Below are 12,451 nucleotides of genomic sequence, written 5' to 3'. Positions count from 1 at the left end.
GGTAGGAGAGCTACCCGGGGGTACGTCCGTTGCTGACCGAGAACATGCCGGCCGGGGCCGTCGAGACGGCCCGCAAACGGCTGACCGCCGCCGCCGAGGACCTGGACGACAACCGGGTCGCCGGGCTGGTGCTCGACCTGGCCGCCGAGGCCGGGGTGGTGCCCGCCTGGGAACAGGTCTGCCTGCCGCTGCTCGGCACGCTGCGCGGCGACAGCGCCGCCGAGATCGCCGTCGAGCACGCCCTCTCCGAGGGGGTACGCGTCGGCCTGGACGTGTTCGGCCGTGAGCCGTCCCGGCCGCTTCCCGCCCAGGGCGTGCTGCTCGCAGGCGCCGAGCACGAGACGCACTGCCTCGGACTGCACGCGCTCGCCGCGGCGCTGCGCGAACGCGGCCGGGGCGCGCTGCACCTCGGCCCGGCGCTGCCGTGGTCCGCGCTGACCAGTGCCGTGGTCCGGGTCCGTCCGCGGGTGGTGGTGGTCTGGTCGCAGACGCCGCTGACCGGCCGCGCGTACCGCCTGGTCCGTCTGCGGCGGGACCTGCCCGGGGTACGCGTGCTCGCTGCCGGTCCGGGGTGGATCGAGCCGTTCCCGCCCTCCTCGGCCGCTCCGCAGCGCCTCACCACGCTCGGCGAGGCGACGCTGGCCTGCCTGGCCGCAGGAGGCGCCACCTGACACCGGCTCCTGACACGGCGGACTGACGCCAGGCGCGAGCAGACCGGCGCGACCAGGATCAGCCGGTGCGGAATCCGCGCACCAGCGTGGCGACGGCAGACTCCGGGTCGAAGCCGTCATCGGGGGAGGCGAGCTGGTTGCTCAGCAGCCCGTCGACGAGTGCCAGCAGCATCCGGAAGTGAGCCGGCGGATCGGCCGAGCCGAGCGTGGCGAGCAGCGGCTCCCCCCAGCCGGCCAGCCGTGCCCGGGCGGCCTCGATGGCCGGGCGCAGATCGGGCCGCGCCGCCGCCTCGACGAACAGCGCGTACCGGGCGAGCGTGACCACCCGCTGCCGGTCGGTGAACTCCCGGATCAGCCGGCCGACCACCGCGGCGAACGCGGTGACGTCGCCCGGCGGCAGGTCCGTGGCGAGCCGTTGCCAGGCCGCCGTCTCCACCTCGACCAGCCGGTCGAAGACGCCGGTGACCAGCGCCTCCCGGGTGCGGAACCGGTTGGAGGCGGAGCCCTCGGGCAGGCCCGCCTCCGCGTCCACGGCCCGGTGGGTGAGCTGGCGCGGCCCGCCGGTGCCGAGCACCCGGATGGCGGCGTCGAGCAGGAGCTGCCGGCGATCGGTCACCCGGACAGACTACAGGCGTAGTGCAGTCGACTACATCTGTAGTACGGTGACGGCATGGGCGGACGCGCGGTCGTGGTCGGGGGCGGGATCGGCGGGCTCGCGGCGGGCATCGGCCTGCGGGCGGCGGGCTGGGAGGTGACGGTCCGGGAGCGGTCGGTCGCGTTGCCGTACACCGGCACCGGGCTGGGCATCTGGCCCGGCGCGATGCGCGCCCTGGACGCCCTCGGCGTCGGCGACGAGGTGCGCCGCCGGGGCAGCCGTCAGGCCGGCGGGTCGATCCGGCGCCCGGACGGCCGCCGGATCGCCACCGTCGACGTCGAGCGGCTGGAGCGCCGGCACGGCGAGCCGGTGCACCTGGTCACCCGGCCGGTGCTGCTCGCCGTCCTGGCCGGCGCGCTGCCCGGACCGGCGCTGCGCCTCGGCGCCCCGGTGACCGGCCCGGGGTCACTGCGCGACGCGTACGACCTGGTGGTGGGCGCGGACGGGATCAACAGCGTGGTGCGCGCGCAGATGTACGGGCAGCGGTATCCGCTGCGGTACGCGGGCGCGGTGGCCTGGCGCGGCGTGGTCGACCTGGATCTGGCCGAGGGCGGCGAGACCTGGGGGCGGGGGCGCAAGTTCGGGCTGACCCCGGCCGGGCCGGGCCGCACCAACTGGTACGCCGCGGTGCGCCTGCCCGAGGGGCACCCGGCGCCGCCCGACGACCGCGCCGAGCTGCGCCGCCTCTTCGGTGACTGGCACCCGCCGGTGCCGCGGGTGCTCGACGCGCTCGCACCGGACGGGATCCTGCGGCACGAGATCCACGACCTCACGCCGCTGCCGTCGTACGTGGCCGGCCGGACGGCACTGCTCGGCGACGCCGCGCACGCGATGACCCCGGACCTCGGGCAGGGCGCCTGCCAGGCGCTGATCGACGCGGTGGCGCTCGCCGACTGCCTGCGCGACGCCGGCGACGTGCCGGCCGCGCTGCGCGCGTACGACAGGAGGCGCCGGCGTCCGACGCAGCGGATCGCGGCCGGGGCGCGGTGGGCGGGGCGGCTGTCCGGCGTGCGGCGGCTGCTGCCGGTGCGGGACGCGCTGCTGCGACTGGCGCTGGCGGCCGGACCGCCCGCGTGACCTGAGACACATTCGATACGAACCCGTTCCGTATCGAAACCCGCTCACCTACGCTCGGCTCCGTTACGAGTCTGACCCGTATCGTATTCCGACGCGGGGAAACCGGGGGGAGCACGGACGTGGAACCACACGAGAACACCGGACACCCGAGGAGGTGGGCGATCCTCGGGGTGCTGGTGATCAGCCTCCTCGTGGTCGTCCTCGACAACACCATCCTCAACGTCGCGCTGCGCACGCTGGCCGACCCGGTGCACGGCCTCGGCGCCACCCAGGGCGAGCTGGAGTGGGCGATCAACTCCTACACGCTCGTCTTCGCCGGGCTGCTGTTCACCTTCGGCGTGCTCGGTGACCGGCTCGGCCGCCGCCGCTTCCTGATCCTCGGGCTGGCGCTCTTCGGCCTGTCCTCGCTGCTGTCCGCGTACGCGCAGGACCCGGCCCAGCTCATCGCGGCCCGCGCGCTGATGGGCGTCGGCGGCGCGGCCATCATGCCGGTGACGCTCTCGATCATCTCCAACGTCTTCGACCCGCGCGAGCGCGCCAAGGCGATCGGCGTCTGGGCCGGCGCGGTCGGCCTCGCGGTGGCGATCGGCCCGGTGCTCGGCGGCGCGCTGCTGGAGCACTTCTGGTGGGGCTCGGTCTTCCTGATCAACGTGCCGGTGGTGGCGCTCGGCGTGGTGCTCGTCGCGGCCCTGGTCCCCGAGTCCCGCGACCCCAAGCCCGGCCGGGTCGACCTGCTCGGCGTGCTGCTCTCGGTGGTCGGCCTGGTCGCCCTCACCTACGGCATCATCGACGGCGGCGAGCACGGCTTCGGCCGCCCGCAGGTGTGGGTCGCGGTGCTCGGCGGCCTCGCGGTGCTCGGCTGGTTCGTCGCCCACGAGCTGCGCAGCGACCACCCGTCGCTGGACGTCCGGCTGTTCCGGGTGCCCCGCTTCGCCGCGCCGGTGGCCCTGGTCGGGCTGGTCTTCTTCGCCGCCATGGGCGTGATGTTCTTCGGCGCGTTCTACCTCCAGCTCGTGCGCGGCTACAGCCCGCTGGAGAGCGGCCTGCTGTTCCTGCCGTTCGCGGCGGCCCAGCTCATCTTCGCGCCGCGCAGCGCGGCGATGGTCCGCCGCTACGGCGGCCGGGCGGTCGCGGCCGTCGGGCTGCTGCTCACCACTGTGGCGCTCGCCGCGTTCGTCTTCATCGACGCGGACACCCCGATCTGGATCTTCTCGGCGCTGGGCTTCCTCCAGGGCGCCGGGATGGCGAACATCATGCCGCCGGCCACCGAGTCGATCATGTCCTCGCTGCCCCGGGAGAAGGCCGGTGTCGGTTCCGCGGTCAGCAACACCGTGCGCCAGGTGGCTGGCGCGCTCGGCGTGGCGGTGCTCGGCTCGGTGCTCTCCGCCGTCTACCGCGACCAGGTCGGCCCGGCGGTGGCCGCCCTGCCCGCCCCGGTACGCGACGCGGCCCGCGAGTCGGTGTCCGGGGCGTACGCGGTCGCCGGCCGGCTCGGCCCCGACGCGCCGCGACTGATCGACGCGGCCAACGACTCGTTCGTCTCGGCCATGCACTGGGCGGCGGGCGCCTCCGCGGTGGTGGCCGCGCTCGGCATCGTGATCGTGCTGCGCTGGATGCCGGGCCGGCCGGTCGTCGCCCCCGACGCGGCGCCGGTCACCGACAGGGAGTTGGCCGGTACCGCGTAGGTTCGTGGACAATGTCTGACATGACTTCCACGGCGGATGCTCCGCGGTCGCCCGGGCGACCGCGGAGCACCCGTGCGGACGAGGCGATCGTCGACGCCACCCTCGACCTGCTGGCCGAGGGCAGCACCATAGAGTCGCTGTCCATCGAGGCGATCGCGGCCCGCGCCGGAGTCGGCAAGGCCACCATCTACCGCCGCTGGCCGGGCAAGGACGCGTTGCTGCTGGACGCGTTGCGCACGCTCAAGGGGCCCGCGCCCCGCACCGCCGGGCGCTCCGTCCGCGACGACCTGGTGCTGCTCGTCGGCGCCGTCGGCCAGCACGCCGACCCCCGGGTCCGCAAGATCATGCCCTGCCTGGTGCCCGAGGTGAACCGCAGCTCGGCCCACCGGCAGGCGTACGAGGCGATCGTCGAGCCCCGGCGCGCGGCGATGCGCGAGGTGCTGCGCCGCGCGATCGACCGGGGCGAACTGCGCGCCGACCTCGACATCGAGGTGACCATGTCGCTGCTCACCGCGCCGATGCTCACCCAGCGGATGCTGCGCTGGCACCCCGAGCGCGACGAGCGGATGCTTCCCGAGCGGATCGTGGACACGGTCCTGGACGGCCTGCGCGTCCGCTGACCCGGGCCGGCCGGTCCGCCCGGCGCGGTCCGGCCGCTCAGCGGGCGGGCGTGCGCAGCCGGTGCAGGCGCAGCGCGAGCTGCACCTCCAGCGCCCGCTCCGGCCGCTGCCAGTCCGCGCCGAGCAGGTGCCCGACCCGCTCCAGCCGCTGGGTGACCGTGTTCACGTGCACGTGCAGCTGCTCGGCGGCGCGAGCCAGGCTGCCGCCCACCCCGAAGTACGCCTCCAGCGTCTTCACCAGCGCCGTGCCCCGCCGGGCGTCGTAGTCCAGCACCGGCCCCACAGTCGTGGCGAGGAACCGGGCCACGTCCCGGTCCCCGGCGTCACCGACCGCGCCCAGCAGCAGCCCGACGAAACCCAGCTCGGTGGTGCTCGCCCCCTGCCCGGCCCGGCCCAGCGCACCGAGCGCGGACAGGCAGCGCTCCGCCTCGGCGAACGTGACGGCCAGCGACGCCGGACCGGTCGACGGCCCGCTCGCCCCGGCGGTCACCGGGCGACCGGTCACCCGGGACAGGTCCCGGGCCACCGCGCGGGCCGCACCGCCGGCGTCGTGGCCGGGCAGCATCAGCACCACCCGTCCGGCACGCGCCGCGGCAAGGCCACCCCGGGTCGAGGCGTACGTGGTGGCCCAGGACAGCACCCGCTGCCGGGCCGAGCCGGTCTCGGCGAACGCGTCGTCACCGACCGCCACCAGCACGTGCGGGGCGTCCAGGTCCACCCCGATCCGGCGGGCCCGCGCGCGCAGCGCGTCGGCGTCGCGCAGCGGCCGGGCGATCAGGTCGTCCAGCAGCTCACCGCGTACCCGCCCCTCCGCCTCGGCCACGGTCCGGCGGAACAGCAACAGCAACGCGGTCACCAGCGCGGCCCGCTCCAGGATGCGCTGGTCGGCGTCGACCAGCTCGTCGTCCGGGCGCAGCACCAGCGCGCCCAGGTTCTCCGCACCGGCCACCACCGCGGCGTACCAGAGCGGGCCCCGGCGCACGCTGCGCCCCTCGGTACGGGACGCGGCGACCGCCTCCACGATGTCGGCCCGGTCCGGCTCCTCGATCTCACCGACCCGGGCCAGCCGCCGGCCCTCGGCGTCCAGCGCCAGCAGCGCGCCACCGAGCACCTCGGTGACCGCCGCCGCCACGTCCTCCATGCCGCCGCCGCGCACCACGAGCGCGGTCATCCGGTCGTGCGCAGCGGCGGCGCGCTCCACCGAGCTGCTGTGCGCCCGGATGGTGCTGTTCGCCGCGGACAGCTCCGCCAGCGCCGCCCGGGTCTCGGCGAGCAGCCGCGCGGTGTCGATCGCCACCGCCGCGTGCGCCGCCAGCGACACCAGCAGCGACACCTCCTCGCGGGCGAACGGCCGGGCCGAGCGGTTCGCCGCGTACAGCACGCCGATCACGCTGGACCCGAGCCGCAGCGGCACGCCGAGGATGGCCACCAGGCCCTCCTCGCCCACGCCGCCGTCGATCTCCCCGGTGTGCCGGAACCGCTCGTCCTCCTGGTAGTTCGAGGTGACGTACGGGGTGCCGGTCTGCGCGACCAGCCCGCCGAGCCCGTCGCCCAGCTCCAGCCGCAGCCGCTGGAACCGGGCCGAGATCGAGCCGTCGGTGACCCGCATGTACGTGTCGCCGCGCTCGTCGTCGTTGAGCGTCATGTACGCCACGTCGGTGCCGAGCAGGATCCGCGCCCGGTGCACGATCGCGCGCAGCACGTCGTCCAGGTCGCGCAGGCCGGCCAGGTCGCTCGCGGTGTCGTACAGGCCGGACAGCTCGGTCTCCCGGCGGCGCCTGCGGGCCAGCAGGGCCCGTACCCGCAGCGCCACCACCTTCGCCTGCTCCAGCTCGGCCAGCCGTTCGGCGGGCAGGCCGGCGGCGCGCGCGGCCACCAGCGGGCCCTCGAACTCGACCGCGGCGGCCTCGCGCGCCAGCAGCTCCAGGAACTCGACCGGCGACGACATGACCGACATTGTGCGCGGGCCCACTAGTTCGCCGTCCAGCCCCCGTCGAGGGCGATCGAGGTGCCGGTGAGGAACGCGGCGGGCGGGGAGCACAGGTACGCCACCAGTTCGGCCACCTCCGCCGGCTCGATCAGCCGCTTGATCGCCGCCCGGGCCAGCATGATCTTCTCGACCACCTCGTCCTCGCCGATGCCGTGGGTGGCCGCCTGGTCGGCGATCTGGCTCTCCACCAGCGCGGTGCGCACGTACGCCGGGTTGATGCAGTTGGCCGTGACGCCGTGCGCGGCGCCCTCCAGCGCCACCACCTTGGACAGGCCCTCCAGCGCGTGCTTGGCCGAGACGTACGCGGCCTTGAACGGCGAGGCGCGCAGCCCGTGCACCGAGGAGATGTTCACGACCCGGCCCCAGCCGTTCGCGTACATCCGGGGCAGCGCGCGGCGGATCAGCAGGAACGGCGCCTCCACCATCACCCGCTGGATGTACTCGAAGCGCTCGACCGGGAAGTCCTGCACCGGCGCGACGTGCTGCAGCCCGGCGTTGTTGACCACGATGTCGGCGTCGACGTCGAGCCGGTCCACAGCCGCCGGGTCGGCCAGGTCGATCCCCACCGCCCGGCCGCCGGCCTCGGCGGCCACCGCCTCGGCCGCCGCCACGTCGCGGTCCAGCACCACGACCGTCGCGCCGGCCGCCGCCAGGCGCAGGGCACAGGCCCGTCCGATGCCGCCGCCACCACCTGTGACCAGCGCGGTGCGACCGGTCAGGTCGACGTGTACGACGTGGGGGACCGCCACGGGTTCTGCCGTCATGGCGCATGAACGTACGAGCCGGGTGCCCCCTGGCACATGGGGCGGCGACACATACTCCACCGTCTGCGTGTGTGGTGCGCCGCGTCACCGCCCGTGCCCGGCGTGTCCGGCGGTCCCGGTGTCGGCGGGCACCAGTAGGGTGTGTCGAACACACGTACTGCTGGCGGCTCGGGGAGGAGGCGGCGTGCGCGTGCTGGGCGTCGACCCGGGGCTGACCCGGTGCGGGGTCGGCGTTGTCGAGGGCGTGCCGGGCCGTCCCTGCACGCTCGTGGCCTACTACGTGGTCTACACCGACCCGGAGGACGACCTGGCGCTGCGCCTGCTGCACCTGGACCGCTCGCTCACCGACCTGGTCGCCGAGCACCGGCCGGACGCGGTCGCGGTGGAGCGCGTGTTCAGCCAGCACAACGTCCGCACCGTGATGGGCACCGCGCAGGCCAGCGGCGTCGCGGTGCTCGCCGGGGCCCGGGCCGGGCTGCCCGTGACGACGTACACGCCGAGCGAGGTCAAGGCGGCGGTGACCGGCTCGGGGCAGGCGGACAAGAAGCAGATGACCACCATGGTCACCCGGCTGCTGCGGCTGCCCGAGCCGCCGAAACCGGCCGACGCCGCCGACGCGCTGGCGCTGGCCATCTGTCACGTGTGGCGCGGGGGCACCCGGTCCAAGCTGGCCGAGGCCGCGCAACGGGCCCGACGAGGAGGGACGCGATGATCGCGAGCGTACGCGGCACGGTGACCGCCACCGGCCCGGATCACGCGGTGGTGGAGGTGGGCGGCATCGGCCTGGCCGTGCAGTGCGCCCCCGGCACGCTCGCCGACCTGCGCGTGGGCCAGCCCGCCCGGCTCGCCACCAGCCTTGTGGTCCGGGAGGACTCGCTCACCCTCTACGGCTTCGCCGACGACGACGCCAAGCAGCTGTTCGAGCTGCTCCAGACCGCCAGCGGGGTCGGTCCCCGGCTGGCCCAGGCGGTGCTCGCCGTGCACACGCCCGACGCGGTCCGCAAGGCCATCGCCAACGCCGACACCGCCGCGCTGACCCGGGTGCCGGGCATCGGCAAGAAGGGTGCCGAGCGGCTGGTGCTGGAGCTGCGCGACCGGGTCGGCCCGGTGCCGGTGGGCGCCGACGGCGCGGCCGGGGTGACCGCGGGCGCCTGGCCGGAGCAGGTCCGCCAGGCCCTCGTCGGGCTCGGCTGGACGGCCGGGCAGGCGGAGCAGGCGGTGGCCGCGGTGGCGGAGACCGTCGACGGCGAGACCCCGCCGGTGCCGGTGCTGCTCAAGCAGGCGATCCGCCTCCTGGGCCGGACCCGATGAGCGGGGAGAACCTGGTCTCGGCGTACGTGAACGACGCCGAGCTGGACGCGGAGGCCAGCGTCCGCCCGAAGCGGCTGGACGAGTTCATCGCCCAGCACCGGGTCCGCGACCAGCTCGACCTGCTGTTGCAGGGCGCGATGCGGCGCGGCTCCCCGCCCGACCACATCCTCCTCTCGGGGCCGCCTGGCCTCGGTAAGACGACCCTGGCCAACATCGTCGCCGCCGAGCTGGGCACCGGGATCCGGGTGACCAGCGGCCCGGCCATCGAGCGCTCCGGCGATCTGGCCGCGATCCTGACCGGCCTCGCCGAGGGCGACGTGCTGTTCATCGACGAGATCCACCGGATCGCCAAGCCGGCCGAGGAGCTGCTCTACAGCGCCATGGAGGACTTCCGCGTCGACGTGGTGGTCGGCAAGGGCCCGGGTGCCACCGCCATCCCGCTCGACGTGGAGCCGTTCACGCTCGTCGGCGCCACCACCCGCTCCGGCCTGCTGACCGGCCCGATGCGCGACCGGTTCGGCTTCGTCGCGCACCTCGACTTCTACGCGCCGGCCGACCTGGAGACGCTGCTGCACCGGTCGGCGCGGATCCTCGGCGTGCCGATCACCGCCGACGGCGCGGCGGAGGTCGCCGGCCGGTCCCGGGGCACCCCGCGTATCGCCAACCGGCTGCTGCGCCGGGTCCGCGACTACGCCGAGGTCCGCGCCGACGGCGTGGTCACGCTGGAGACGGCTCGTGCCGCGCTGACCGTCTACGACGTGGACGCGCTCGGCCTGGACCGGCTCGACCGGGCGGTGCTGACCGCGCTCGTCGACTCGTTCCGGGGTGGTCCGGTGGGCCTGTCCACTCTCGCCGTGGCGGTGGGCGAGCAGCCGGACACGGTCGAGGAAGTCTGCGAGCCGTTCCTGGTGCGGGCCGGGCTGCTGGCCCGGACCCCGCGCGGGCGGGTGGCGACCGAGGCTGCCTGGCGCCATCTGGGCCGTACGCCCCCGAATGGTACATTTGGTGCGGATGCCCCTCCGGGGCCCGATCTGTTCTCGGTGCAGACCGACCAGCCGTGATCCGTTCGTGATCTGTGCCGCATTCGGTCTTCTCAGGAGCAGGGACTAGACTTCGCCGCGGTTTGTACAGGACGTGAGAATCCGCTTCCGCTGCGGCGCCCTCCGGCGCCGGGGTGGAGGCCAACCGGAAGGTCTACACCGTGCTTTACGCAGCAGCGAGTGGCGGGGGAGCCGGCAGTCTGACGCCGATCCTCATGATCGCTCTGCTTTTCGTCGTCATGTACTTCATGATGATCCGTCCGCAGCAGAAGCGCCGCCGCGAGGCAGAGCAGATGCAGTCCGCTCTCGCCCCGGGCGACGAGGTGGTCACCATCGGCGGCCTGCACGGCACGGTCACCGCGGTCGAGGACGAGACGGTCCTGCTCGAGGTCGCTCCGGGCGTGCAGACCCGGTACGCCCGCCCCGCCGTCGCGCGGGTGATCAAGCGCGCCGAGGCGCCGGCGGCCGAGACGATCACCGAGGAAGCCGAGCCGGTCAAGGAGTGACCACCCGTCCCGGACGGGGCAGCGGATTCATCCGTACAAGTGGATAGTTGGGGTCGGCGCGCGGCGCCGGCATCCGGCCGGCCCGTGCGGCGCCCCCGCGCCGCGCACCAGCCGGCGTGCCGTCCTCCGGTGCCGACCCGCCGGAGCAGTCGGGCGGACACCCCCGGCCCGACAGTTGTCGCCGCCGTGGAAGCGGCGCGACCGTACAGGGAGACAGGACAGCCGTGGCACCACCTCAGGGACAGATGCGGCCCGGACGGCAGCTCGCCGTGCTCGGGTTCATCTTCGTCGTCCTCTATCTATTGGTGTTCTTCTCGGGCGGCGCCAGCGGTGGCTGGAAGGACCGGCTGGAGCCCCGGCTCGGCCTGGACCTCGTCGGCGGCACCCGGCTGACGCTCGAGGCCACCAACACGGTGGACGGCAAGCCCCCGACCGCCGACAACCTCGAGGAGGCCCGCCAGATCATCGAGAGCCGGGTCAACGCCTACGGCGTGGCCGAGGCCGAGGTGGTCACCGAGGGCAACCGCAACATCGTCATCTCCCTGCCCGGCCAGAACCGCGACCTGACCGACGTCGGTGAGGCCGCCGAGCTGCGCTTCCGCAAGGTGCTCAAGGCCACCGACGGCAGCGGCGCCGCCGCCGCGCCCGCGCCGGTCCCGAGCGCGACCCCGTCCGGTGCGGCCAGCCCGACGCCGTCGGGCAGCGCGTCGCCGAAGGCGAGCACGAGCCCCAAGGTGAGCGGGTCGCCGAGCGCCGGCGGGCAGGGCGGTATGGCCCCGACGCCGAGCGCCAGCGCCTCGGCCTCGCCGTCGGCCTCGCCGAGCGCCGCCGCGCCGAGCCCGAGCGCCAGCGCCGAGCCGGTGCCGCAGAGCATCGAGCAGCAGCGCAAGGCCGTCGAGCAGAAGGTCGGCGCGGCCGCCTGGGCCGCCGCCTCGGGCCTGCAGGCCCCGGCGGACCTGACCACCGACCCGTCGCTGGCCGACAAGCTCAAGCCGTTCGGCACGCTCACCCCGCAGGAGATCGCCGTCCTGCCGGTGGAGATGCAGTTCAACGTCCCGACCATCACCTGCGCCCAGCTCGACTCGCGGCCCGCCGCCTCGATCAAGGACGAGAAGCAGAAGGCGGTCGCCTGCGAGTCCGGCGCGAAGTACCTGCTGGACGTGGCGAAGGTGCTCGGCACCGACGTCAAGAACGCCTCCGCCCAGCTCGACCAGACCAGCTCCTGGGTGGTCAGCCTCAACTTCACCGGCAGCGGCCAGGAGAAGTGGACCGCGCTGACCCGCGAGGCGTTCACCAACGAGGGCCAGGCCTGCGACCAGACCGCGCTCGGCCAGGACGGCAAGTGCCGCGTCGCCGTGGTGCTGGACAACGAGATCGTCTCGTCCCCGGAGATCCAGGGCGTGCTGACCGGTGACTCGCAGATCACCGGCAGCTTCGACAACAAGGCCGCGAACGCGCTCGCCAGCCAGCTGCGCTACGGCGCGCTGCCGGTGACCTTCGAGCCGCAGGAGCAGCAGAACGTCACCGCGACGCTCGGCGACAGCCACCTCAAGGCGGGTCTGCTGGCCGCGGGCATCGGCATGCTGCTGGTCATCATCTACTCGTTCTTCTACTACCGGCTGCTCGGCTCGGTCATCTTCCTGAGCCTGGTGCTCTCCGCGCTGCTGGTGTTCGGCGCGCTCGTGGTGCTCGGCCGGTCGATCGGCTTCACGCTCACGCTCGCCGGCATCGCCGGCATGATCGTCTCGCTGGGCGTCGCGGCGGACTCGTTCGTCATCTACTTCGAACGATTGAAGGACGAGATCCGGGAGGGCCGCAGTCCACGGAGCGCGGTGCCGCGCGCCTGGATCCGCGCCCGCCGGACGATCATCTCGGCGAACGCGATCACGCTGATGTCGGCGGTGGTGCTCTACATCGTGTCCGTCGGCGCGGTGAAGGGCTTCGCCTTCGCGCTCGGCCTGGCGACCGTGCTCGACCTGGTCGTCGTGTTCCTCTTCCGCCACCCGATCATGACGATGTTCGCCCGTACCCGGGCGTTCCTGTCGCCGCGGGTCAGCGGTCTGGGCCGGGCGCTGCCGGCCCGGTCGGCCGAGCCGGGCACCGCCCGCAACCCGCGTGTGAAGGAGGCCTGA

The 12,451-nt window shown here is 74.3% G+C and carries 12 protein-coding genes; 9 read left to right on the top strand and 3 right to left on the bottom strand.

All coding sequences use genetic code 11. The annotated features are described in order from the left end of the window. The first annotated feature begins 29 nt into the window (after positions 1-29). Complete coding sequence (locus FB454_RS06895; protein WP_232236670.1) at positions 30-671, top strand: transcriptional regulator; 642 nt, start codon at positions 30-32, stop codon at positions 669-671. A gap of 58 nt (positions 672-729) precedes the next feature. On the opposite strand, the gene FB454_RS06890 is transcribed toward FB454_RS06895, so the two are convergent. After that, a complete protein-coding gene (locus FB454_RS06890; RefSeq protein ID WP_145822670.1) occupies positions 730-1,287 on the bottom strand; it encodes a TetR/AcrR family transcriptional regulator in 558 nt (185 codons plus the stop codon). 54 nt (positions 1,288-1,341) lie between these two features. Between FB454_RS06890 and FB454_RS06885 the strand changes: the two genes are divergently transcribed. The 3 genes from FB454_RS06885 to FB454_RS06875 all read left to right on the top strand — a co-directional run bounded on the left by FB454_RS06885 (position 1,342) and on the right by FB454_RS06875 (position 4,708). Next, on the top strand, positions 1,342-2,403 hold the full coding sequence (locus tag FB454_RS06885) for an FAD-dependent monooxygenase (RefSeq protein ID WP_145822669.1): 1,062 nt from the start codon (positions 1,342-1,344) through the stop codon (positions 2,401-2,403). Between the two features lie 119 nt (positions 2,404-2,522). Next, positions 2,523-4,088 (top strand): MFS transporter, encoded by a 1,566-nt coding sequence (locus tag FB454_RS06880; RefSeq protein WP_013474869.1) that lies wholly within the window; start codon positions 2,523-2,525, stop codon positions 4,086-4,088. A gap of 11 nt (positions 4,089-4,099) precedes the next feature. After that, positions 4,100-4,708 (top strand): TetR/AcrR family transcriptional regulator, encoded by a 609-nt coding sequence (locus tag FB454_RS06875; protein ID WP_013474870.1) that lies wholly within the window; start codon positions 4,100-4,102, stop codon positions 4,706-4,708. A 37-nt stretch (positions 4,709-4,745) separates the two neighbouring features. On the opposite strand, the gene FB454_RS06870 is transcribed toward FB454_RS06875, so the two are convergent. After that, the gene (locus FB454_RS06870) at positions 4,746-6,665 is read right to left on the bottom strand and encodes a helix-turn-helix domain-containing protein (RefSeq protein WP_013285461.1); all 1,920 of its coding nucleotides are present in this window, start codon (positions 6,663-6,665) and stop codon (positions 4,746-4,748) included. Between the two features lie 14 nt (positions 6,666-6,679). After that, positions 6,680-7,462, bottom strand: coding sequence for a 3-hydroxybutyrate dehydrogenase (locus FB454_RS06865; RefSeq protein ID WP_013285462.1), 783 nt, complete (start codon positions 7,460-7,462; stop codon positions 6,680-6,682). A gap of 184 nt (positions 7,463-7,646) precedes the next feature. On the opposite strand from FB454_RS06865, the gene ruvC reads away from it, so the two are divergent. The 5 genes from ruvC to secD all read left to right on the top strand — a co-directional run bounded on the left by ruvC (position 7,647) and on the right by secD (position 12,451). Beyond that, entirely contained in the window at positions 7,647-8,174 is a 528-nt protein-coding gene (gene ruvC, locus FB454_RS06860) for a crossover junction endodeoxyribonuclease RuvC (protein ID WP_047892837.1), read from the top strand. Next, positions 8,171-8,773 (top strand): Holliday junction branch migration protein RuvA, encoded by a 603-nt coding sequence (ruvA, locus tag FB454_RS06855; RefSeq protein WP_120570540.1) that lies wholly within the window; start codon positions 8,171-8,173, stop codon positions 8,771-8,773. Before ruvC ends, ruvA begins: the two co-directional genes overlap by 4 nt. Continuing rightward, positions 8,770-9,834, top strand: coding sequence for a Holliday junction branch migration DNA helicase RuvB (gene ruvB / locus FB454_RS06850; protein ID WP_013285465.1), 1,065 nt, complete (start codon positions 8,770-8,772; stop codon positions 9,832-9,834). Before ruvA ends, ruvB begins: the two co-directional genes overlap by 4 nt. A gap of 140 nt (positions 9,835-9,974) precedes the next feature. Then, positions 9,975-10,319: a preprotein translocase subunit YajC gene (yajC, locus tag FB454_RS06845; protein WP_036345294.1), complete on the top strand. Its 345-nt coding sequence runs from the start codon at positions 9,975-9,977 to the stop codon at positions 10,317-10,319. Positions 10,320-10,543: 224 nt separating this feature from the next. Further along, entirely contained in the window at positions 10,544-12,451 is a 1,908-nt protein-coding gene (gene secD, locus FB454_RS06840; RefSeq protein WP_176739688.1) for a protein translocase subunit SecD, read from the top strand.

The organism is Micromonospora sp. CNZ297 (assembly GCF_007827625.1).
The sequence above is the reverse complement of the archived record's forward strand: the minus strand, read 5'-3'. Positions and strand labels throughout refer to the sequence as shown.

Coding starts and splice junctions, on each gene's coding strand:
- ruvB (WP_013285465.1), top strand. CDS start 8,770: ATGAGCGGGGAGAACCTGGTCTCGGCGTACGTGAACGACGCCGAGCTG.
- FB454_RS06865 (WP_013285462.1), bottom strand. CDS start 7,462: ATGACGGCAGAACCCGTGGCGGTCCCCCACGTCGTACACGTCGACCTG.
- ruvA (WP_120570540.1), top strand. CDS start 8,171: ATGATCGCGAGCGTACGCGGCACGGTGACCGCCACCGGCCCGGATCAC.
- FB454_RS06875 (WP_013474870.1), top strand. CDS start 4,100: ATGTCTGACATGACTTCCACGGCGGATGCTCCGCGGTCGCCCGGGCGA.
- FB454_RS06885 (WP_145822669.1), top strand. CDS start 1,342: ATGGGCGGACGCGCGGTCGTGGTCGGGGGCGGGATCGGCGGGCTCGCG.
- FB454_RS06870 (WP_013285461.1), bottom strand. CDS start 6,665: ATGTCGGTCATGTCGTCGCCGGTCGAGTTCCTGGAGCTGCTGGCGCGC.